This window comes from Kribbella sancticallisti, assembly GCF_039530625.1.
In the GTDB taxonomy this organism is placed as follows: domain Bacteria; phylum Actinomycetota; class Actinomycetes; order Propionibacteriales; family Kribbellaceae; genus Kribbella; species Kribbella sancticallisti.
In genome coordinates this window covers 52619-74071 of record NZ_BAAAOS010000037.1, presented here as the reverse complement: position 1 = coordinate 74071, position 21453 = coordinate 52619, and the positions used below count along the sequence as shown (strand labels likewise).

At 68.2% G+C, this 21453-nt stretch carries 18 protein-coding genes; 14 read left to right on the top strand and 4 right to left on the bottom strand.

All coding sequences use genetic code 11. The features are described from left to right. Positions 1-34: 34 nt before the first annotated feature. Both ABD255_RS25370 and ABD255_RS25365 read right to left on the bottom strand, forming a co-directional pair. Positions 35-799, bottom strand: coding sequence for an N-acetyltransferase (locus ABD255_RS25370; RefSeq protein ID WP_344218146.1), 765 nt, complete (start codon positions 797-799; stop codon positions 35-37). Next, on the bottom strand, positions 796-1797 hold the full coding sequence (locus ABD255_RS25365) for a glycosyltransferase family 2 protein (RefSeq protein WP_344218144.1): 1002 nt from the start codon (positions 1795-1797) through the stop codon (positions 796-798). The genes ABD255_RS25370 and ABD255_RS25365 overlap by 4 nt, the downstream gene beginning before the upstream one ends. A gap of 64 nt (positions 1798-1861) precedes the next feature. On the opposite strand from ABD255_RS25365, the gene ABD255_RS25360 reads away from it, so the two are divergent. Both ABD255_RS25360 and ABD255_RS25355 read left to right on the top strand, forming a co-directional pair. Continuing rightward, entirely contained in the window at positions 1862-4252 is a 2391-nt protein-coding gene (locus ABD255_RS25360) for a hypothetical protein (RefSeq protein WP_344218142.1), read from the top strand. 50 nt (positions 4253-4302) lie between these two features. Next, complete coding sequence (locus tag ABD255_RS25355; protein WP_344218140.1) at positions 4303-6555, top strand: hypothetical protein; 2253 nt, start codon at positions 4303-4305, stop codon at positions 6553-6555. Here the strand turns inward: ABD255_RS25355 and ABD255_RS25350 are convergent. Continuing rightward, entirely contained in the window at positions 6548-7546 is a 999-nt protein-coding gene (locus tag ABD255_RS25350) for a PseG/SpsG family protein (RefSeq protein ID WP_344218138.1), read from the bottom strand. The genes ABD255_RS25355 and ABD255_RS25350 overlap by 8 nt on opposite strands. A gap of 147 nt (positions 7547-7693) precedes the next feature. Between ABD255_RS25350 and ABD255_RS25345 the strand changes: the two genes are divergently transcribed. The 10 genes from ABD255_RS25345 to ABD255_RS25300 all read left to right on the top strand — a co-directional run bounded on the left by ABD255_RS25345 (position 7694) and on the right by ABD255_RS25300 (position 16468). Beyond that, positions 7694-7921: an AbrB/MazE/SpoVT family DNA-binding domain-containing protein gene (locus ABD255_RS25345; protein WP_344218136.1), complete on the top strand. Its 228-nt coding sequence runs from the start codon at positions 7694-7696 to the stop codon at positions 7919-7921. After that, complete coding sequence (locus ABD255_RS25340; RefSeq protein ID WP_344218134.1) at positions 7911-8351, top strand: type II toxin-antitoxin system VapC family toxin; 441 nt, start codon at positions 7911-7913, stop codon at positions 8349-8351. Before ABD255_RS25345 ends, ABD255_RS25340 begins: the two co-directional genes overlap by 11 nt. Before the next feature lie 83 nt (positions 8352-8434). Next, positions 8435-9421 (top strand): UDP-N-acetylglucosamine 4,6-dehydratase (inverting), encoded by a 987-nt coding sequence (gene pseB / locus ABD255_RS25335; protein ID WP_344218132.1) that lies wholly within the window; start codon positions 8435-8437, stop codon positions 9419-9421. Continuing rightward, the gene (locus ABD255_RS25330) at positions 9414-10550 is read left to right on the top strand and encodes a DegT/DnrJ/EryC1/StrS family aminotransferase (RefSeq protein WP_344218130.1); all 1137 of its coding nucleotides are present in this window, start codon (positions 9414-9416) and stop codon (positions 10548-10550) included. Before pseB ends, ABD255_RS25330 begins: the two co-directional genes overlap by 8 nt. Then, entirely contained in the window at positions 10547-11959 is a 1413-nt protein-coding gene (locus ABD255_RS25325) for a hypothetical protein (protein ID WP_344218128.1), read from the top strand. The genes ABD255_RS25330 and ABD255_RS25325 overlap by 4 nt, the downstream gene beginning before the upstream one ends. Next, the gene (locus tag ABD255_RS25320) at positions 11959-12768 is read left to right on the top strand and encodes a hypothetical protein (RefSeq protein ID WP_344218126.1); all 810 of its coding nucleotides are present in this window, start codon (positions 11959-11961) and stop codon (positions 12766-12768) included. The genes ABD255_RS25325 and ABD255_RS25320 overlap by 1 nt, the downstream gene beginning before the upstream one ends. Next, positions 12762-13493, top strand: coding sequence for a cytidylyltransferase domain-containing protein (locus ABD255_RS25315; RefSeq protein ID WP_344218124.1), 732 nt, complete (start codon positions 12762-12764; stop codon positions 13491-13493). Before ABD255_RS25320 ends, ABD255_RS25315 begins: the two co-directional genes overlap by 7 nt. 38 nt (positions 13494-13531) lie before the next feature. Continuing rightward, the gene (locus ABD255_RS25310; protein ID WP_344218122.1) at positions 13532-14326 is read left to right on the top strand and encodes a class I SAM-dependent methyltransferase; all 795 of its coding nucleotides are present in this window, start codon (positions 13532-13534) and stop codon (positions 14324-14326) included. Between the two features lie 163 nt (positions 14327-14489). Further along, on the top strand, positions 14490-14831 hold the full coding sequence (locus ABD255_RS25305) for a DUF485 domain-containing protein (RefSeq protein ID WP_344218120.1): 342 nt from the start codon (positions 14490-14492) through the stop codon (positions 14829-14831). Continuing rightward, positions 14828-16468, top strand: coding sequence for a solute symporter family protein (locus tag ABD255_RS25300; RefSeq protein ID WP_344218118.1), 1641 nt, complete (start codon positions 14828-14830; stop codon positions 16466-16468). The genes ABD255_RS25305 and ABD255_RS25300 overlap by 4 nt, the downstream gene beginning before the upstream one ends. 60 nt (positions 16469-16528) lie before the next feature. Here the strand turns inward: ABD255_RS25300 and ABD255_RS25295 are convergent, their stop codons facing one another. Then, a complete protein-coding gene (locus ABD255_RS25295; protein ID WP_344218116.1) occupies positions 16529-17185 on the bottom strand; it encodes a winged helix-turn-helix transcriptional regulator in 657 nt (218 codons plus the stop codon). A 51-nt stretch (positions 17186-17236) separates the two neighbouring features. Here ABD255_RS25295 and ABD255_RS25290 point away from each other — a divergent pair, with 51 nt between their 5' ends. Continuing rightward, positions 17237-17677, top strand: coding sequence for a pyridoxamine 5'-phosphate oxidase (locus tag ABD255_RS25290; RefSeq protein WP_344218114.1), 441 nt, complete (start codon positions 17237-17239; stop codon positions 17675-17677). 168 nt (positions 17678-17845) lie between these two features. Then, entirely contained in the window at positions 17846-21448 is a 3603-nt protein-coding gene (locus ABD255_RS25285; RefSeq protein WP_344218112.1) for a discoidin domain-containing protein, read from the top strand. Positions 21449-21453 lie beyond the last annotated feature (5 nt).

The following is a 21453-nucleotide window of genomic DNA, read 5'->3' as shown; positions in this document are numbered from 1 at the left end:
ATCTCCTAGCGGTGAGCTCAGTCCGTTTGCGGGGTCATGCTAACAGTAACCGACTGGTTACCAGGTGCACTGTCAGCAGGCTGTGGACCGGCTCGAAGCCATAGCGCGCCCAGGCCCGCTGAACACCGGTGTTATGCCCCTGAGTGGAGATCACCAACCGCTTGGAGGTGCACGCATCTTCGACGGCCGCCAGCAGGTGCGCGTATCGGCCGCGGCCCTGCTCGGCGGGCACCACCCCGGCCAACTGCACCTCGGTCCAGGACCGCTGCTGGTCGATCGCAGCCAGCGCGAGCACCCGGTGGTCCGGCCCGCGCAGCACCACCGCGCCCTGGTCGGCGATGCTCTGCCGAGCCCACTCCTGGTAGCCCGCGAGCGCCTGGGACCGCTCGAACAACGGGTTGGCGCAGTAGTGGTTGCCGGAGTCGCCGAAGACGTCCCCGACCAGGTCGTCCACCAGGTCGTCGTTGGCGGAGTTCTCCAGGCTGGCGTTGAACCCGGCCAGCGGAGCCGGGCGCGTGCCCTTGCCGACGGGGAGCGACCAGTAGACCTGGCTGTCCGCCAGCAACGCCGTCCGCGGACCAGCAGCCAGCGCCGCGAACCAGGTCACCTCGCGCGTGGGATAGCGCAGTACGACGACGTCGGCGGTCGACTTGTCCACCGCGGCGAGCACCTCGGGCAACGGCGTACCGGCCGAGGCGGAAACGGAGATCCGATCGATGGAGACGCGGAACCGCTTGGAGGCGTAGTCCGCGGGACGACTGGTCAGCTCACCGGCCTCGAGCGCGTCGTACCAGCTCATGCTCCGCGCTTCTCCGGCTCCTGAGCCTCGATCGCCTCCGCGAAGCTGTGGTGACCCGGGTCCTCGAGGCTGTCGTAGCCCACCAGGAACTGCGGGCGCCGCTGACTCGACTGGAACAGCCGGGCAACGTACTCGCCCAGCAACCCCAGGCAGAGCAGCTGGATCGCGCCGATCACCCCTACCGCGAGCACGGTCGAAGTCCAGCCGGGGATGCTGTTACCCGCCAGCTTGATGACCAGTGCCGCGACCACGACCGCACAGGACAGCAGCCCACCGAGCAGCCCGAGCCAGGTGGCCAGCCGCAGCGGCGCCGCAGAGAATGCCGTCACGCTGTCGAAGGCCAGCCGGAACATCTTCGACCAGTTGTACTTCGTGACGCCTGCCGCCCGCTCGGCGCGTACGTACGCCACCTCCGCGCTCGGGAAGCCCAGCCACGGGATCACTAGCCGGAACACCCGGCCGTCCTCGGGTAGGCCGTTCACTGCGTCGACCACCCGGCGTGAGACCAGCCGGAAGTCGCCGGCGTCGAAGGGGATCTCCTTGCCGACCAGGCGGCACATGAGTCGGTAGTACATCCGGGCGGTCGTCCGCTTGGGCCAGGAGTCGCTAGAGCGGTCGGAGCGGACGCCGTACACGACGTCGACGTCCTTGTCCCGGGCGGTGGCGAGCAGGTCGGCGATCACCTCCGGCGGGTCCTGCAGGTCGGCGTCGATCGTCACCAGGTACTCACCGCGGGCCCGGCGGAAACCGGCGGACAGGGCGGCCTGGTGGCCGGAGTTGCGGAGCAGCCGGACCAACCGGAGCTGGGGCCAGGTCGCCGTCGCCTCGGTGAGCAGGGCGGCTGTCCGGTCCCGGCTGCCGTCGTCGACGACTAGCACCTCGTAGCTGATGCCGAGGCCGTCCAGCAGCGGGTGCATCCGCTCGAAGAAGATCGGCAGCACCTCTTCCTCGTCGTACATCGGTACGACGACGGACAGGACCGGCTGACTGGTTGGCATGCTGACCTCCTGCCGGGAGATTACTCGGCGCCCGCTCGGCCGGTTGCCCGGATACCCTTCCGTCGTGTCAATCGTGACGGGCGGCGCGCCCGGGAGCCTGCGTGCCCGCCGGCGCGACGCCGCCAAGCGGCGCGAGTCCGCCCGCGAGCTCGCGGGCGCCAACGAGGTGGTGCGAGCACGGCTGCGAGAGGCAGCTCGGCTGCGCGAAGCCGCCGAGCGGCGCAGCCAAGGCGTCGAGCCCGGGCCGGACGACCCGCAGGCCTCGGAGACGCTCCGGGCCCGGCTGGTGAAAGCCGGCGCCGGGGTCGCGGTGGCCGTGCTGGCGATCTGGCTGATGAGCACCCACGCCTCCGGCGACAGCATCTTCGCCCTGCTGCGCTTCTGGGCCTTCGGAATCACCCTGCCCGGCGTCATCCTCTGGCGGCTGGCCAGTCCGATCCGCCACAACCTGATCGAAGACCTCGCCGCCGGATCCCTGGTGGGGGTGTCCGCGTTGATCCTCGCCTACCTGACTGTCTCGCCGCTCGGGTTAGAGCACTGGGCTTGGCTCTGGGCGGCGCCGGTCCTGGTGGCCGCTGCGGCGCGGCCGAGCTGGCGCGAGCGCGTGCTGAGCCGGGTTGACCGGCCTGTGCATCCGGTGACCGCCTGGCTGGTTGCCCTGGCCTGCTCCCTGCCCCTGTACGGCATCGGTCGCTTCCAGAACCTAGCGCCCGCGCCATACACCGATGCCCGTTCTGCCTCGCCTGAGCTGGCCTACCACCAGACATTGGTGGCCGGCGCGAAGTACGGCTTCCCGCTGCAGACTCCGGAGGTCCGCGGCGAGCAGTCCTTCTGGCACCAGTTCACGGCGGCCACCTCTTGGGCAACCGGCATCGACCTGACCGATCTCGTCTACACGATCGGCTGGGTGCCACTGCTGATCGCGGGAGCAGCCCTGATCTTCGCTCTGACCGATCGGCTGACTCCACGGTCGCGCTGGGCTGGGCCACTGGCCATCGCGGTCGCGTCCATCGGTGGCACGCTGAACGTCCATCCGTCAGCCTCGCTGCCAGACGGAAGCCTGCTGAGCTATGCCTGGGGAAGCCCCACTCAGAATCTCGGCAGCGCCCTGATGGTGCTGCTGGCGGTGATCGGCATCGACCTGCTGCGCGGCCGGGGCACGCCTGCCACCTGGGCGCTGTTCGTGGTGATCGCCGTGGCCGCCTCGGGTGCGAAGGCGACCGTGCTGCCCCTGGTCATCTGCGGACTCGCCCTGGTCGTCCTGGTCCGGCTCCGAGATCGCCAGTTCGCCAGGACCGCGGCGATCGCGACAGCCGTCGTCAGCGCGGTGTTCTTGACTTCGCTGCTGATCGTGTTCGGCCTGCGCACGTCCGGGCTCTCCATCAAGCCGTTGGTGACCTTCTCCAAGATCGGCGTCTACCCGCAGGTCGCCGAGCCTCTCGCTGCCGGCCAACTCGACCACAGCGCACTGTGGATCACCGCGATCACCGCCTGCCTCGGCCTGCTGATCGGCTCAGCAGGACTGCTCGTGCTCGCCGGTACTGCGACCCGCTGGGTCCGCGACCCGGGGATGGTCTTCCTGGTCGGGATAGCCGTCGCCGGGTTCTGCGGGATGGTGCTGATGGACCAGCGGGGTACGGGTCAGCTGTCCTTCTACCGCACCGCAGTACCGGCTATTGCGGCGTTGGCGGCGGCTGGAGTGGTCTGGCTGGTGGTGTTCTGGGTGTCCGACAAGCGAGGCGAGTTTCTAGTCCTGGCATCTGTCCTCGGCGGCGCCTGCGCTCTTGCCGCAGCACGCGCGATCGTCAAGACGCCGTCTTCCGACGGCACGCCGTTCCGTACGCCGGCTGGGTCGCTGACGGGCCTGGTCACGCCGTGGATCTGGGCGATCGGGGCACTTGCGGTGGTCGCCGGGATCGTCGCCGCGCTGTGGAAACTCGCCAAGCTGGAGGGGCGTCCGAGCAGGATCGCGACCGCGTCCTTCGTCGTCGCGGCGATGGGGGCCGGCTTGTTCGTGCCCGTCCAGGCGATGGCGCAGTACGAGCCGATGGCGTTGACCGGCCGGCAATCGGCCGACCGCCGTCCGGTCGGCCCGACCGAGAGCCAAGCGGCCGCGGCGATCTGGCTGCGGGACCACAGCGCTCCCGACGAGGTGATTGCCACCAACGCGGACTGTGCGAGGGCGAATGGTGCCGACTGCGGCGCCCCGCCCTTCTGGATCGCGGCCTTGTCCGAGCGAAGCGTGATGCTGGAAGGCCTGGATCAGACCACGCGGCAGGAGATCGACCTCGTCTTCGCGGCACCGACCCGCGACAACCTGCGGGTCCTCCGGGAGAAGTACGGCGTTCGCTGGCTCTATGTCGACCCGATCCGGTCGGTGGTCTCGCCCAACCTCAAAGGCCTGGTGGCCCTGCGCTTCAAGGCAAGTGACGCCTTGGTCTACGAACTCCTCTGAGTAACCCTTCGCCTACGCATTGGAGCCGTCGCGGCATTAGGGTGACCCGCATGCAGTCCAGGGCAAGACGGCGAGGGCCGAGAACAGCCGGCCCGTCGCTTGCCGGACTGGGCGCCGGCGCGGCGGTCGCAGTACTCGCGCTGGCGATGCTGTTGAAGTTCTCGACCGTCAGCGAAACCGGGCGCTTCGTGGTCTTCTGCGTCCTTGGGATCACCCTGCCTGGGTTCGCGTTGTGGCGGTTGATCGGCAGCTACCGGCGCAACCTGGTCGAGGACTGCGCTGCCGGATTCGCCGTCGGTACTGCGGCCCAGATCATCGTGTACCTCGCCAGTTCCTCGGTCGGGTTCCAGCAGTGGTCCTGGGTCTGGGCGCCCATCGTCCTGGTGATCACCTTCCTCGACCGGGAGGTCCGTTCCCGGGTCTGGTGTCGCGTGGAGGAACCACTGCGGCCCCTGCAGGCGTGGATGCTCGCGGCGGCTTGCGCGATCGTGCTGATCGTCGTGTTCGTGAAGGGGCCGATGGAGTTCCTCCCGGCGTACACGGATCCGCTGCGGTCCTACCCGGACCTGGCCTTCCAGCAGGCGCTCGCGGCCAGCGCGAAGTACGACGTACCGATCGCGACGCTGTGGCTCGGCGGCGAGCCGATGAAGTACCACACGTTCTTTCACCAGTCGACGGCTGCGACCGCCTGGGCCACCCGGATCGACCTGACCGATCTGATCCACTCACTCACCTGGCTGCCGTTGCTGCTGGCCGGCTGTGCGCTGGTGTTCGCTCTGACCCAGCGCTTCATGGGCACAACGCCTGAGGGCGACCGCCGAGTCGGTACTACGTGGGCCGGCCCGCTCGCCGTACTGGTGGCCGGGCTTGGTGGAGCGATCCAGCCACTGCCTGACCTGGGGCTGGGTGGTATCTCGACCGCAGTGGCCGCCTACCTGAGCCCGACGCAGAACCTCGGAGTGCTGGTCACCCTGGTGATCTGCCTGGTGGCGGTGGACCTGCTCCGCGGGCAACCGCCCAGAAGCCGCTGGGTGCTGCTGATCGGTCTCACGCTGATCGCCGCCGGCGCCAAGTCGACCATCCTGCCCTTGGCGGGCTTCGGCTTCGGTCTGGCGTTCGTCTTCCAGGTCATGGCCCGCCGAAAATCCGGTACTGCGCTCTGGGCCGGCGCGCTCTGCCTCACCGTGTTCCTCGGTGCTTTGGTGCTCATCTTCGGCGGCGAGTCGTGGGGAACCAAGCTCAAGCCGTTCGAGACCTTCGTCCAACTGTCGCCTTACTCGGCCTTGCGGAACGGGGATGGCGTCGACGGCAAGGCGCAACTGCTCACTGCCCTGACAACCCTGCTGAGCTGGGGACTTGCGTCGATCGGGGTGCTCTTCCTCGGCCGGAGGTGGCGGGATCCGGGTGTGGTGTTCCTGGCCGGACTGTCCCTGGCCGGGTTGGCCTTCACGTTGGTGACCACACAGTCGGGGATCAGTCAGCTCTACTTCCTGCGCACGGCCTTCCCGGTAATCGCAGTACTGGCTTGTGTTGGGCTGGCGAATCTGGTGGCCAGGTTGGGCGACCAGCGGAGCGCAGTACTGGTTGGTGTGTCGGGGCTGCTCGGGTTGGCCGCCTGTGCTGGAGCACGTGTCGGTGCTGAGGACCTGAAGGGCGTCAAAGGGCCTTGGGTGTGGACCGTTGCGGCCCTCGCGGCTACTGGTCTGCTGGTGGCCGTCGGCTGGAAGCTGGCTCGGCGGCGTGGCGGACTGCTCACCGCGTTCGTCGTAGGCGTGGCAGCGGCTGCGATGGTCGGGGCGACGCTGGTGCCTCTCCAGGCAGTGGTGTCGGACCACGCGTCGGCGCTGGTCTTCGCCAAGCCCGGTCGCGGTGGGGCCACTGCTCCAGAAGCCGGCGCTGCCCGCTGGTTGCGCCGCAACAGCAAGCCAGGCGAGTTGGTGGCGACCAACGCGCACTGCATCATCCAGCGGGAGGAGATCTGCGACAGCCGGCACTTCTGGATCGCTGCCCTGTCGGAGCGACCTGTGCTGGTCGAGGGCTGGTCCTACAGCAATCAGGCCAACAGGATCTCCGTCCGGACCGGGGTCAACCCGAGCCTGTTGCCCTACTGGGACGAGCAGGAACTGGCGGCGAACGACGCTGCCTTCACCGCTCCGTCGGCCGCGGTGATCGAGCGGCTGCGACGGATCGGTGTGCGCTGGCTGTACGCCGACAACCGCGCCGGGCAGGTGGCGCCGAACCTGAAGTCGTTCGTGCGGCTGCGGCACGCGACGCTGGACGCGACGATCTACGAGCTCAGGTGACTTCGCCCAGCTGGCGCAGGAGCGCATCGGCGACTCGGGCCCGTCCTTGGCCGTCCACCAACTTCCAGCCGGCCTCCGCCAGGCGTGCACGTTCCATGGGGTCGGTGAGGAGCAGGCGTAGTACGTCGGCGGCCTTTGACGGGTCTGCTTTGAGCTCAGCGAGGGTGCCCACGCCAGCGGCCGCGCCTGTGGCGACTGCTCGCTCGTAGCCCAGCTCCTGGTTGTCCACCACGCAGACCAGGCCTGCTGTCGCGCCGAGGCACAGCAGCTCCCAGGTCGAAGTACCGGAGGCACTGACGACCAAGTCAGCCGCCGCCACGGCCTGCGCCAGGTGCGAGGTCGGACCGATCACCTCGACGTGCTGCGCCGGGTGCAGCGGCACTGCGGCGATCGCCTCGGCCAAGTCCTCCCCGGGAGCAACCACCGTCGCCTCAAACGGTGCCCCCGTCGCCGCGAGCGCCCGTACGACGTATGGGCCGGCTCCATAAGCGTCGGTCCCACCGAAGAACGCAAACACCCTCGGTACTGAGCGCCTTCCCCCAGTCGCTGCGCTCTGCCGCAGCGCGGGTGGCTCCACCGGCCGCAGCGCGAGGATCTCGTCCCGCAGGAGCACGTAGTCCAGCCCGGCAAGCCTGGTCGCCCCCTCCGGCAACACCGGCTGATCCAGCTCGGCACCGAGGTTCTGGTCGACCAGCAGATCGGCCTCGGCCCCGCGGAAATCCCCGTCCACGATCGCCAAGGTCGCAAACCCGGCCTGCCGCACTCCCGCGTACACCTCGGCGGGCAGGTCGTAGGAGTCGAACACCACGGCGTCCACCTGCAACCGCTCGAACAACATCACATGCTCCGCAGCCGTCCACACCGCCGGCTCCACGCGAATCCCCCGAGCCAGGATCTGATCGTTCGCCCACCCCACCAGATGGCTGTCGCAGACGAACACCACCTCGACCCCACGCCCGCGCAGTTCCTCCGCGAACGCCAGACTCCGCATCACATGCCCGACCCCTCGCCGGACCCCCACATCACACCTGACCCCGACCCGCCTGACCCTGTCCACCACCAGACCGTATCCGCTCGACCGGACGACTTTTCCCGGTAGGATGTAATACGTAGGAGTTGTAATACGTAGGAGGCTCGGATGCGGTTGAACAGCAAGGGGCAGGTCACCATCCCCGCCGCGCTGCGGGCCAAGCACCATCTCCACGAGGGGGACGAACTCGAAGTGATCGAGGACGGGACGGCGTTGCGGATCGTGCGCGCCGAAGACAGCGAGACCCGGGGCCAGCGGCTCGTCCGGGAGATGCGCGGGAAGGCCACCACCAACCTGAGCACGGAGGAACTGATGGAGTTGCTGCGTGGCGAATGAGCGGTTGCTGCAGGCAGTCCGGCCGACGGCAACGCTGGTCGACACCTGTGTACTGCTGGACATCCTGACTGACAGCCCGCAGTGGGCGGACTGGTCGGCCAAGACCGTCGCCGAGGCCAGGGACGCTGGTGACCTGGTGATCAACCCGATCATCTACGCCGAGGTGTCGGCCGGCTTCGACCGGATCGAGGACGTCGACGCCGCACTGCCGGGGAGTGACTTCCTCCGCGAGGCCCTGCCGTATCCAGCCGGGTTCCTTGCCGCGCAGGCCTTCGTCGCCTACCGCCGCCGCGGCGGTTCCCGCAGCTCACCGCTGCCCGACTTCTACATCGGCGCGCACGCCGCGGTGAACCGGTACCGGCTGATCACCCGCGACACCGCGCGCTTCAAGAGCTACTTCCCCAGCATCGAACTGGTCACGCCGAACTGAGTCCTCTCCCCGCCCGCTAAGGTACGAACTTGCGCGGTGTGATCGCGTGAACCGGAATTGTGCTCAGAAGGGTCTGGCTCGACGTGTCCTCCATCCTCACCGGCTCCGACATTCTCGTCACCGGAGGCACCGGTTCGTTCGGCCGGGCATTTATCCGGCACGCGCTCGAACAGCTCGATCCGCGCCGGATCATCGTGTTCAGCCGGGACGAGCTGAAACAGTGGGAGATCCGGCAGTTGTTCGGGGACGACCCGCGGCTGCGGTTCTTCCTCGGCGACGTGCGGGACCGGGCCCGGCTGATGCGGGCCATGCACCGGGTCGACTACGTGGTGCACGCGGCCGCGCTGAAGCAGGTGGACAGCGGCGAGTACAACCCGTGGGAGTTCGTCCAGACCAACGTGATCGGCTCGCAGAACGTGATCGAGGCGAGCATCGACTCCGGCGTGAAACGCGTCGTCGCGCTGTCCACCGACAAGGCGTCCAGCCCGATCAACCTGTACGGCGCGACCAAGCTGACCGCGGACAAGCTGTTCATCAACGGCAACCACTACGCGGCGGCGTACGAGACCCGGTTCAGCGTCGTGCGGTACGGCAACGTGATGGGCAGCCGCGGCTCGATCATCCCCAAGTTCCGGGCCCTGCACGAGGCCGGCCAGTCGCTGCCGATCACCGACCTGCGCTGCACCCGGTTCCTGATCACGCTGCCCGAGGCGGTCAAGTTCGTGGTCGACTCGTTCGAACTGATGAGCGGCGGCGAGTTGTACGTGCCGATGATCCCGTCGATGAAGGTGACGGACCTGGCCGAGGCGATCGCGCCGGGCGCCACGATGCACGACATGGGCCTGCGCCCGGGCGAGAAGCTGCACGAGGAGATGATCAGCCCGGAGGAAGGCCGCCGGGCGCTCGCCCTCGGCAACCGCTACGTACTGCAGCCCGACCTGGCCACCTGGGGCTACGTCTCCCCGCCCGAAGGTCGACCGGTGGCGGAGGACTTCCACTACGCCTCGGACACCAACGACCAGTGGTACTCCATCGACGAGATCCGCAAGATCCTCGAGAGCGATGCCTGACGCCATGCTCCCCTACGGCCGCCAGTCGATCTCGGCGGAGGACATCGAGGCGGTCACCGCGGTACTGCGCGGCGACTGGCTCACCACCGGCCCGGCCGTGACCGCGTTCGAGACCGCGATCTCCGAACTGTCCGGCGGACACCGCGCGGTCAGTTGCACATCCGGCACGGCCGCCCTGCACATGGCGTACGCCGGCCTCGGGGTCGGCCCCGGCGACGAGATCGTGACAACGCCGATGACGTTCGTCGCCACCGCCTCCTGCGCCGCGATGCTGGGCGCGAAGGTGGTCTTCGCCGACGTCGAGGAGGACACCGCGCTGATCGATCCGGCGGCCGTCAAGGCGGTCGTCACCGAGCGGACGAAAGTGATCGCCGCCGTCGACTACGCCGGTCACCCGGCGGACTACGACTCCCTGCAGCCGATTGCTGATGCCGTCGGTGCCTCGACCCTCGACGACGCCGCGCACTCCATCGGCGGGTCGTCCCGCGGCCGCCCGGTCGGCGACCTGGCCGACGTGACCACGCTGTCGTTCTTCCCGACCAAGAACCTCACCACCGGCGAGGGCGGCGCGGTCGTCGCCAAGGATCCGGCGGTCGCCCAGCGCGTGCACGAGTTCCACTTCATCGGCCTGGTCCGCGACCCGTCCCGCTTCAAGATCGACGACGAAGGCCCGTGGCACCAGGAAGTCCACGAGTACGGCGTGAACTACCGCCTGACCGACCTCGCCTGCGCCCTCGGGCTGTCCCAACTCCGTCGGCTCGCCGCGTTCAAGCAGCGCCGGGCCGAGATCACCGCGCGCTACAACGAGGCGCTGAGCCACGTCGACGGCCTCCGTACTCCGGTCCAGCGCGCGGACGTGGATCCCGCCTGGCACCTCTACCCCCTGCGGGTCCTCGGCGGCCGTCGCCGCGAGATCTTCGAGGGCCTGCGCGCAGCCGGGATCGGCGTCCAGGTGAACTACATCCCGGTCTACTGGCACCCGGTCTTCGCCGAACAGGGCTACCGGCGCGGCCTGTGCCCCAACGCGGAGCAGTTCTACCGCGAGGAGATCTCGCTGCCACTGTTCCCCGACCTGGCCGACGACGACGTCGACCGGGTGATCGAGACACTGACGAAACTGGTCCGGTGACAAGTGCGACAGGGGGCACTGGCTTGCTGATGGTCGGCGCGGAGATGCTCAACTGGTCCGATCTCCACCCGGTCGACGGTCGTGCCGCGGCTGGTGGACCGGCTCCGGCGGCGCTGATGGACGCAGTACTGAAGCCGACCGACAAGGTGCTCGTGGTCGGGCCGCATTCGCTGGCACTGCTGAAGCAGGTGGCTGCCACGGTCAGCGCGGTCGACATCCTGGTCCGATCCGCGCCGGACGCGGAGCAGATCGCCGCGACCATCGAGGGACGGGTCTTCTGCGGTGCCATCGACCGTTTCCCCGAGACCGGCCTGTACGACGTGGTCGTGGCGCTGGACGGACTACCCCGGCTGGTCGGGCCCGACACGGCCACCTTGAGTTGGCTCGACGCCCTGGCCCTGCTGAAGGCGCGAGTGGCTCCCCGTGGACGTCTGCTGGTGGCCGCCGCGAATGCCTTCGGGGTCGAGCGCTTGCTCCAGCCCGACGTGACGGCGACCGTTCCCCGGGACGAGGACTGGCCGCGGGATCTCGCCGGGAGTGTCCAGCCGCCACCCGGCTTGAAGGCCGTGACCGCCGCCCTCGGCATGCCCGCGATGGCCTGTTCCGTCTACCCGGATCTGACCGAGGCCCAGGTCGCTCTCGTCGACCCCACCGGGCCGCTGACGGCGACCACGATCGCCCGCACGATGGCCGACCGGTTCGGCGGACCGGCGCTGCTGGATCCCTACCGCCTCGCGCAGGACTCAGTAGCAGCCGGGCTCGGCGCTGAACTCGCGCCCGCCTGGTACTTCGTCGTCGGCGCTCCCGCTCCGAAGGTGTTACCGGCCGGCGCCGTTCCGCAAGGACCCGGCGTGCTGCTGGAGGAACTCCTGCTGGCTGCCTTGAGGATCGACGACCAGGCCGCGATTCGCCGTACGGTGCCTGCTTATGTGACCTGGCTGGCCTCGCTCGACATGGATACGGCAGCGATCGCGTCGGCGGACAACGTGATCGTCGACGGCAGGTCGTTCCGGCTGTTCGGCGCCGCCGAACCGGTCGCGGGTGGAGTGGTCGGGCAACTGGCCCGCTTCGTCCGGCGATCCCTGGAGATGGGCTCCCGGTTCCCCTGGCCGGCCGATCCGCAGGAGCTGACGGCGCGACTGGCCTCGATGGCCGGAATCACCGTGAGAGAACAGTATTTTGTTGCTTATAGCAACGTCGAGCCGGTCGGCAGCGCCGAGCAGCTCGCCACCATCGCGCGGCTGTCCCAGGAGCTCGCGGACGCGAACGAGCGGGCCTCGTGGTTCGAAAGCCAGTTGGACGGCATCCGCCGATCCCGGCCGTACCGGATCGGCCATGCGGTACTGAACCCGGCGCGGGTGATCCTCAAACGGGCCCGGCGCGCGGCGCGCTCCCTCCGGGGACGCTGATGCACCACGCCAACCACTTCTACGGTCATGCGCACGTGATGGCCCAGTACGCCGGGCTGAAGGGCTCGCCGCGGATCTGGGGCTATCTGCAGCACGGCTGGAACATCCTCGACGGCTTCGCCCACGGCACCTCCTTCGTCGCCGGGATGCCCAAGTTCGTCTGGACCGACAGCGTCCGCCGGCGCGGCTTCTCGATGGGCCTGCGGAACTACTCGGTGATCGGCGCACCCTGGCTCTATCTGCTGCGCGTGCACCCCGAGCTCGCCGCCCCCCAGACCGATGCCGTCGGCACCATCTTCTACCCGTTCCATGGCTGGGAAGGCCAGCATGTACTCGGCGACCACGGCCGCATCGTTGCCTCGATCAACGAGCATGAAGCGGGTCCGGTGACCGTCTGCCTGTACTGGAACGAGTACGAGAACGTCGCCATCCGGCAGGTGTACGAGAGCGCCGGCTTCCGGGTGATCACCCATGGCTATCGCGGGCTGCACTGGCGCAGGACCGACGCGGACTTCCTGCTGAAGCAGCTCAAGGAGATCCGCGAGCACCGCCGAGTCGCCTCCAACCGGCTCAGCTCCGCAGTCCTGTACGGCGCCTCGCTCGGCCTGCAGCCCGGCGTCTACGGCGATCCGATGCTGCTGGAGAACGAGCACCCGTCGTTCGGTGGCCAGGCCAGGATCAAGCGGCTGTGGCCCGAAATGGACCAGCCGTACGTGCCGCTGGACCAGGCCCGCGAGTTCACCGACACCGAGTTGGGCGTGGCGAACCTGGCCTGCCCAGCCGAGATCCGTGAGATGTTCAGATGGTGACCATCGGCATCATCACCCAGGCTCGCGCGACCAGCACCAGACTTCCCGGCAAGGTACTGCTGACCGCCGGCGACCGCACCTTTCTCGAGCACCACCTGGACCGGCTTGCCGGCACCGGGCTGCCGGTGGTCGTCGCGACCACCACGAACGTGGACGACGACCCGATCGTGGTGCTGGCCGAGAAGGCCGGGGTCGGGGTGTTCCGCGGCAGCGAGCACGACGTGCTGTCACGGTTCGCGGGTGCGGCCCGGGGGTACGGGCTGGACGGGGTCGTCCGGGTCACCTCGGACTGCCCGCTGATCGACGCCCAGGTGGTTGCCGCAGGCGTCGAACGGTTCCGCGAGGAGGACGACGAGAACCTGTACGTGTCGAACTGCCTGGAGCGGACCTACCCGCGCGGGATGGACTACGAGGTGTTCTCGACCGCGCGACTCCTCGACGCCGAAACGCACGCGACACTGGCCGCGGACCGCGAGCACGTCACGCCGTACCTGCATCAGAACCGCCCTGGGAACGTCCAGCTGCTCAACCTGCCGTGGCACGGCGGCGGCGCGCAGTACCGGCTGACGCTGGACACCGAGGACGACCGGCTGCTGCTGACCACGCTGATCGAGAAGTACCGGGCGGACCGGCTGAACTGCGCCGATCTGGTCGCTCTACTGGCCGAACACCCCGAACTTCCCGCGCTCAACGAGCACATCGAACAGAAGAAGCTCGGCGAGTGACGCCCCGCGGGGCGGTGGCTACGGCATGATTTACGGTGATGACCACCGATGACTCAGAACGCGCGCACTCGTTCGGCGCCGTCGCGGCCGCGTACGACGCGGGCCGGCCGACGTTCCCTGCCGACGCGCTGACCTGGATCCTCGGTCCCGGGCGGCTGCAGATCCTCGATCTCGGGGCGGGCACCGGCAAGCTCACCCAGGTCGCCGCGGCGCTCGGGCACGACGTGGTCGCGGTCGATCCGTCCGAGGAGATGCTGGCCGTGTGCCGCAAGCTGCCCGGGGTCGACACGATGGTCGGAGCCGCCGAGTCCATCCCGCTCGCGCACGCCTCGGTCGACGCGGTGATCGTCGGCCAGGCCTTCCACTGGTTCGACCACGCCCGCGCGCTGCCGGAGATCGCCCGCGTACTGCGCCCGCACGGTGTCCTGGGGCTGCTCTGGAACAACTACGACACGGTGGTCCCGTGGGTTCGGCGGCTGCACCGGGCGATGATCGGCGAGGACTTCCTGGCCGGGAACGACGAGTTCGACCCGATGCCGACCCTGCTGCAGTCCGACCTGTTCTCGATGGTCGAGACGGCCCGATTCCGGCACTGGCACGACCTGGATCGCTCCGGACTGCGGCAGTTGGCGATGTCGCACTCGCGGGTCGCCGTACTGACCGAGTCGCGGCGGGAGTCGGTGCTGGATCAGATCGACGCGATCTACGACGGCACCGCCCGCCCGCCGGAGCCGCTGCGGATGCCGTACTTCACCAACTGCTACCGCACCCGCCCCAGCGACCTGGCCAACTACCGCCGCACCCTCGACGCACCCCTCGCTCCGCCGCTCTAGCCCAAAACGTTTTGGTTGCATTCGGTCACAAACGCCCGACCAAGCGCTAGCGTGCACCTGTTCGCGTTCTGTGTCCTGCACCGGGCGCCAGTGCGAGGTGCCCGCCTGGGCGCCGGGGACGACGTGCTGGTGTTCGGTGCAGGGCACTTACCGAGGGGTGCAGATGTCTGAGGAAACTGGGCTCGAGCGGGAAGCTCGGGCGTACGAGGCCGTGCACGAAGCGCGCGACTTCCAGGAGCTGAAACGCCGGTACAAGAACTTCGTGGTGCCGTGGACGGTCGCGTTCATGGCCTGGTACCTGGCCTACGTCGCCTGCAACAACTGGGCTCGTGACTTCATGAGTCACCAGGTGATCGGCAACGTCAACGTGGCGCTGATCTTCGGCCTGCTCCAGTTCGTGTCCACCTTCCTGATCGCCGCCATCTACGGACGGTTCGCGAACCGGAAGCTCGATCCGCTCGCCGCCGGCCTGAACGCCAAGTACAAGAGGGAGCGCCGCCGGTGACCACTCTTCTCCTTCCGCTGGTCGACGCCGAGCCCGGCAACCAGGCGCTGACCGTCTCACTGTTCACCGCGGTCGTCGCCGTGACGCTGTACATCACCTGGTGGGCGTCCCGGCAGAACAAGACCACCGCCGACTACTACGCCGGCGGGCGCTCGTTCAGCGGCGCCCAGAACGGACTCGCCGTCGCCGGCGACTACATGTCCGCGGCGTCCTTCCTCGGCATCTCCGGCCAGATCGCGCTCTACGGCTACGACGGCTTCCTGTACTCGATCGGCTTCCTGGTCGCCTGGCTGGTCGCGCTGCTGCTGGTCGCCGAACTGCTGCGCAACTCCGGCCGGTTCACGATGGCCGACCAACTGGCCTTCCGGATGAAGCAGCGGCCGGTCCGGACAGCGGCGGCGTCCTCGACGATCGTGGTGTCGATCTTCTACCTGCTCGCCCAGATGGTCGGCGCCGGCTCGCTGGTCGGCCTGCTGCTCGGCGTCACCAGCGAGGGCCTGAAGGCCGGCGTGATCGTGCTGGTCGGCGCGCTGATGATCATCTACGTGACGATCGGCGGCATGCGCGGCACCACCTGGGTGCAGGTCGTCAAGGCCGTACTGCTGATGAGCGGCACCCTGCTGATCACCTTCCTGGTGCTGCTGAAGTTCGACTTCAACCCGTCCAAGCTGCTCGGCGCGGCCGCGGCCAACTCCGGCAAGGGCGACTCGTTCCTGGCGCCCGGCCTGCTCTACGGCAAGGACCTGGTCGGGCAGATCGACTTCCTGTCGCTCGGCCTTGCGCTGGTCCTCGGTACCGCGGGTCTGCCGCACATCCTGATCCGCTTCTACACCGTGCCGGACTCCAAGTCGGCCCGACGGTCCGTGCAGTGGGCGATCGGCCTGATCGGCTCCTTCTACCTGATGACGCTGGCCCTCGGCTTCGGCGCCGCGGCGCTGCTGGACACCGGCAAGGACAGCGCGGTCGCCGCCTCGAAGGGCAACACCGCGTCGGTGCTGCTGGCCGAGATGGTCGGCGGCGGTCCAGGCTCGATCGGTGGCGCGATCCTGCTCGCCCTGATCGCGGCCGTCGCGTTCGCCACCATCCTGGCGGTGGTCGCCGGACTGACGCTGACCTCGGCGTCGTCGTTCGCGCACGACCTGTACGTGAACGTCATCGCCAAGGGCAAGGTGACCGAGAAGAACGAGATCCGGGTCGCGCGGTTCGCGGCGATCGGCATCGGCGCGGTCGCGATCGGGCTGGCGATCCCGGCGCAGAAACTGAACATCGCGTTCCTGGTCGCGCTCGCCTTCGCGGTCGCTGCCTCGGCGAACCTGCCGGCGCTGCTGTTCAACCTGTTCTGGCGGCGTTTCAACACCTCGGGCGCGGTCTGGAGCATCTACGGCGGCCTGATCTCCGCCGTGGTGCTGGTGATCTTCTCGCCGGTGGTCTCAGGCTCGCCGTCGTCGATGATCACCGGTGCGGACTTCTCCTGGTTCCCGCTGTCCAACCCGGGCATCGTCTCGATCCCGCTCGGCTTCCTGCTCGGCGTGCTCGGCACGTACCTCGGCAAGGACAAGACCGCCGCCAACCGCTACAACGAACTCACCGTCCGCGCCCTCACCGGCGCCGGCGCGGAGGGCCCGGCGAAGCACTGAAACGTCCCGGTACGGCGTGCGCATCGTCCAGCGCGCACGCCGTACCGGAACCGTTCAACCTCACGCCGGCGCGGGGCCGATCCGGAAACTCCCGGCGAACCGATCGAGGTCGCTCGCTGTTCCGCTGGTTTTGATCAGGCCCTGCTTCAGCGCCTCGGCGCCGTCGACCGCGCCCGTGAGCAACGGGCCGAGGGGCGCGAACGCCTCCACCACCACTGGCTGCTTCGCCTCGCCAGTCAATGGGCCCGGCTGGGCGGTCAGTTCGTCGCCGTCCACGAGCGCGTGGATCACCAGATCCCCGAACCGCAGTTCGTACGCCGCTTTCCCCTTGCCTGGCTGGAAAGTCGAGCGAAGCGCCATCACCAGGATGTCCGCGGTGACGATCTCCCCGGGCCGCAACTCACCGAGCGAGCGCGCACCCCAGCGCCCCAGCGCGAGCACCACCTCGTCGAGGCCTGCGCCGTACGGCGTCAGTTCGTAGACGATCGCGCCGGACGGGCGCGGCTGGATCGTGCGGACGACCAGACCGGCGGCCTCGAGTTCCTTCAGCCGGGTGGCGAGCACGTTCGTCGGGATCTTCGGCAGCCCGGCCTTCAGGTCCGTGTACCGCTTCGGCGCGACCAGCAGGTCCCGCACGATCAGCAGCGCCCAGCGCTCCCCGACGAGTTCGAGCGCCCGGGCGACCCCGCAGTACTGGCCGTAGGTCTTCGTCGTCATAGTCGCCTACTCTACTTGACAGATCATACTTGCTTTTATGAAGCTTACTACATGACAACAATGACGAAGCAGCAACGGGAAGAGTTTCTGGCCGACCTTCACGTCGGTGTGCTGAGCGTGGCCGGCCCGGCCGGTCAGGCACCGACCAGCGTGCCGACGTTCTACGCCTACGAACCAGGCGGCGACATCACCATGTTCACCGGTACGCAGCGCAGGGCGCCGCAGCGGATCGAGCGGATCAAGGAGGCCGGGGTGATCACGCTCGTCGCCCAGCGCGAGGCGATGCCGCCCGCGTACGTGACCGTCGAGGCGGAACTGGTCGACGTCGGGCCGCCCACGCCGGAGCAGATGCTGGTGATCCTCCGCCGCTACATGCCCGAGGAGCACGCGCAGGGCTTCGTCCAGGGCGAACTCGGCGACCCGGAGAACACCGTCCTGCTGCTCACCTTCCGCCCGACGCGCTGGTTCAGCTCGGACACCTCGGCCGATTGACGGTCACGAACCGTTGACGCTCTGGTAGCGCTGCCGTAACAATGAGCCAGCGCTGCGCAAGAATTTAGCAAAAGTTGAGCAACTTCTAGAGCATCTCTGCAATTTCTTGGCAGCCGGAAATCCTCTGTGCCCTCACCACCACGCCCATCAGGAGAGGCCCCGGATGCCATGAGAACGAAACCGCAGAAGTGGCGGCTGCCGGCCGCCATGCTGTCCGCCAGTCTGTTGCTGACCGCCGGCCCGATGTTCCGCGCGGCCGAGGCCGGCCCCGGCGCCACGGCGGCGGCCGCAGTACTGGCCGGTCCCAATCTCGCGGCGAGTAAGCCCGCGAGCGCGAGCAGCAGTAATCAGAACTACACCGCCTCGAACGTGACCGACGGCAACCAGGGCACCTACTGGGAGAGCGCCAACAACGCCTTCCCGCAGTGGGTGCAGGTCGACCTCGGCTCCTCCGTCAGCACCAACCAGGTGGTGCTGAAGCTGCCGTCCTCCGGCTGGGGATCGCGCAACCAGACACTGGCCGTCCAGGGCAGCACCGACGGCCAGAACTTCAACGACCTGTCCGCCTCCGCCTCGCGGGCTTTCAACGCACCGGGCAACACGGTCACGATCGACTACGGCAACTCGACCGTGCGGTACGTCCGGATCCAGATCACCGCCAACACCGGTTGGCCCGCCGGTCAACTGTCCGAACTCGAGGTCTACGGACCGGCGACCGGTGACACCCAGGCTCCCACCGCCCCGGGCAACCTGTCCTTCACCGAGCCCGCCGCCGGCCAGATCCGGCTCGCCTGGACCGCCTCGACCGACAACGTCGGCGTCACCGGCTACGACGTCTACGCGAACGGCGCGCTGCGTACCAGCGTCGGCGGCAGCGTCCTCACCTACACCGACAACCAGCCGGCCAGTACTTCGATCAGCTACTTCGTCCGCGCGAAGGATGCCGTCGGCAACCAGTCGGCGAACAGCAACACCGTCACCCGGGGCGGCAGCAACGGCCCGGGCAGCAACCTCGCGCTCGGCAAGCCGATCACCGCCTCCGGGCACGTGCACACGTTCGTCGCGGCCAACGCGAACGACGACAACGTGCAGACCTACTGGGAGGGCAACGGCAACCCGGCCACCCTCACCACCCAGCTCGGCTCGAACGCGGACCTGAGCTCGATCGTGGTCCGGCTCAACCCGGACTCCGCCTGGGGCAACCGTACCCAGACGTTCTCGGTCCTCGGCCGCGAGCAGAGCGCGACCGGCTTCACCACGATCGCGGCCTCCGCGGCGTACAACTTCAGCCCGTCCAGCGGTAACACGGTGACGATCCCGGTCAGCGCCCGCGCCGCCGACGTACGGCTGAACTTCACCGGCAACACCGGTTCCCCGGCCGGCCAAGTCGCCGAACTCCAGGTGATGGGCGTTCCCGCTCCGAACCCGGATCTGACACTGTCGAACGTGTCCTGGACCCCGACCTCACCGGTCGAGACGGACGCGATCACCTTGCGCGCGACAGTCAACAACACCGGTACCGCGGGCTCGGCGGCGACCGACGTCAGCTTCTACCTCGGCACCACGAAGGTCGGTACTGCGGCTGTCGGCGCCATCGCCGCAGGTGCGTCTGCCACGGTGACAGCCTCCATCGGGGCCCGTGACGCGGGCAGCTACCCGCTGAGCGCCAAGGTGGACGAGTCGAACACGATCATCGAGCAGAACGACGCGAACAACTCGGCGTCGAACAGCAGCCCGCTGGTGGTCACCCCGATCGCGAGCTCGGACCTGGTCCCCACGGTGTCCTGGTCGCCGGGCAACCCGTCGGCGGGCAATACCGTGACGTTCTCCGTCGCGATCAAGAACCAGGGCAGCATCGCCTCCGCGACCGGCGCGCACGGAATCACGCTGACTCTGCTGAGCGGCAGCACCGTAGTACGGACTCTCACCGGCTCGTACTCCGGTGCGATCGCCGCTGGAGCCACCACGGCACCGGTCAACCTGGGCACCTGGCCCGCGGCCAACGGCCGGTACTCCGTCCGCGTGGTCCTCGCCGACGACGCGAACGAACTGCCGGTCAAGCGGACCAACAACACCAGCGAGCGGCCGTTGTTCGTGGGCCGCGGCGCGAACATGCCGTACGACCACCTGGAAGCCGAGGACGCCTCGGTCGGCGGCGGCGCCCAGGTGGTGGGCCCGAACCGGACCATCGGCGACCTCGCGGGTGAGGCGTCCGGCCGGCGCGCGGTGACGCTGAACTCGAACGGCTCGTTCGTCGAGTTCACCACCCGGGCGAGCACCAACACCCTGGTCACCCGGTTCTCCATCCCGGACTCGGCCGGCGGTGGCGGCATCAACTCGACCATCAACGTGTACGTCAACGGCGCCTTCCACAAGGCGTTGCCGCTGACCTCGAAGTACGCCTGGCTGTACGGCGCGGAGGCCGGTCCGGGGAACTCGCCGGGCGCCGGTTCGCCGCGGCACATCTACGACGAGGCGAACATCAAGCTGGACGCGAGCTTCCCGGCCGGCACGAAGATCAAGCTGCAGAAGGACCCGGCGAACACCACCACCTACGCGATCGACTTCATCAACACCGAGCAGGTCGCGCCGATCGCCAACCCGGGCGCGGGGTACGCAGTACCGGCCGGGTTCAGTCAGCAGGACGTGCAGGCCGCGATCGACCGGGTGCGTCAGGACAGTTCGTTGCAGGGTGTGTACCTGCCTGCCGGTGACTACCCGACGTCGAACAAGTTCAACGTCTACGGCAAGGCGATCAAGGTGGTCGGCGCCGGGCCTTGGTTCACGAGGTTCATCGCACCGACCTCGCAGACCAACACCGATGTCGGGTTCGACGCGCAGTCGTCGGCGAACGGGTCGACGTTCAGCGGGTTCGCGTACTTCGGCAACTACGACAGCCGCAACGACGGCCCCGGCAAGGTGTTCAACTTCAACGGCACGTCGAACATGACGATCGACAACATCTGGGTCGAGCACCAGATGTGCCTGTACTGGGGTGCGAACACCGACAACTCGACGATCAGGAACTCGCGGATCCGGGACATGTTCGCCGACGGCATCAACATGACGAACGGCTCGGCGGGCAACACGGTCAGCAACAACGACGCCCGCAGTACCGGTGACGACAGCTTCGCCCTGTTCAACGCCGTCGACGGCGGCGGTGGCGAGGTCCGGGACAACGTCTTCGAGAACCTCTCCTCGATACTGACCTGGCGAGCGGCCGGCTTCGCGGTCTACGGCGGCACCAACAACGTGTTCCGCAACCTGTACGTCGCGGACACCCTGGTGTACTCCGGCATCACGATCAGCTCGCTCGACTTCGGCATCCCGATGAACGGCTTCGGCGCCACCCCGCCGACACGCTGGGAGAACATCTCGGTCGTTCGCTCCGGCGGCCACTTCTGGGGTGCCCAGACGTTCCCGGGGATCTGGATCTACTCCGCCACCAAGGTCTTCCAGGGCATCCGCCTGACGGATGTCGACATCGTCGATCCGACCTACAGCGGGATCATGTTCCAGACCGACTACGTCGGCGGCCAGCGACTCTTCCCGATCGCCGACACCATCCTCACCAACGTCTCCATCTCCGGCGCCCGCAAGTCCGGCGACGCCTTCGACGCCAAGTCCGGCTTCGGTATCTGGGCCAACGAACTCCCCGAACCCGGCGAAGGCCCAGCCGCCGGCACCGCCACCTTCAACAACCTGACCCTCACCAACAACGCAGTAGACATCCGCAACACCACGTCCACGTTCACCCTGATCCGCAACTAACCTTC

What these genes read in the sequence shown, in the direction of transcription:
- ABD255_RS25370 (WP_344218146.1), bottom strand. Translation starts at nt 799, where the DNA reads ATGAGCTGGTACGACGCGCTCGAGGCCGGTGAGCTGACCAGTCGTCCC.
- ABD255_RS25365 (WP_344218144.1), bottom strand. Translation starts at nt 1,797, where the DNA reads ATGCCAACCAGTCAGCCGGTCCTGTCCGTCGTCGTACCGATGTACGAC.
- ABD255_RS25355 (WP_344218140.1), top strand. Translation starts at nt 4,303, where the DNA reads ATGCAGTCCAGGGCAAGACGGCGAGGGCCGAGAACAGCCGGCCCGTCG.
- ABD255_RS25350 (WP_344218138.1), bottom strand. Translation starts at nt 7,546, where the DNA reads ATGCGGAGTCTGGCGTTCGCGGAGGAACTGCGCGGGCGTGGGGTCGAG.
- ABD255_RS25345 (WP_344218136.1), top strand. Translation starts at nt 7,694, where the DNA reads ATGCGGTTGAACAGCAAGGGGCAGGTCACCATCCCCGCCGCGCTGCGG.
- ABD255_RS25330 (WP_344218130.1), top strand. Translation starts at nt 9,414, where the DNA reads ATGCCTGACGCCATGCTCCCCTACGGCCGCCAGTCGATCTCGGCGGAG.
- ABD255_RS25320 (WP_344218126.1), top strand. Translation starts at nt 11,959, where the DNA reads ATGCACCACGCCAACCACTTCTACGGTCATGCGCACGTGATGGCCCAG.
- ABD255_RS25315 (WP_344218124.1), top strand. Translation starts at nt 12,762, where the DNA reads ATGGTGACCATCGGCATCATCACCCAGGCTCGCGCGACCAGCACCAGA.
- ABD255_RS25310 (WP_344218122.1), top strand. Translation starts at nt 13,532, where the DNA reads ATGACCACCGATGACTCAGAACGCGCGCACTCGTTCGGCGCCGTCGCG.
- ABD255_RS25305 (WP_344218120.1), top strand. Translation starts at nt 14,490, where the DNA reads ATGTCTGAGGAAACTGGGCTCGAGCGGGAAGCTCGGGCGTACGAGGCC.
- ABD255_RS25295 (WP_344218116.1), bottom strand. Translation starts at nt 17,185, where the DNA reads ATGACGACGAAGACCTACGGCCAGTACTGCGGGGTCGCCCGGGCGCTC.
- ABD255_RS25290 (WP_344218114.1), top strand. Translation starts at nt 17,237, where the DNA reads ATGACAACAATGACGAAGCAGCAACGGGAAGAGTTTCTGGCCGACCTT.
- ABD255_RS25285 (WP_344218112.1), top strand. Translation starts at nt 17,846, where the DNA reads ATGAGAACGAAACCGCAGAAGTGGCGGCTGCCGGCCGCCATGCTGTCC.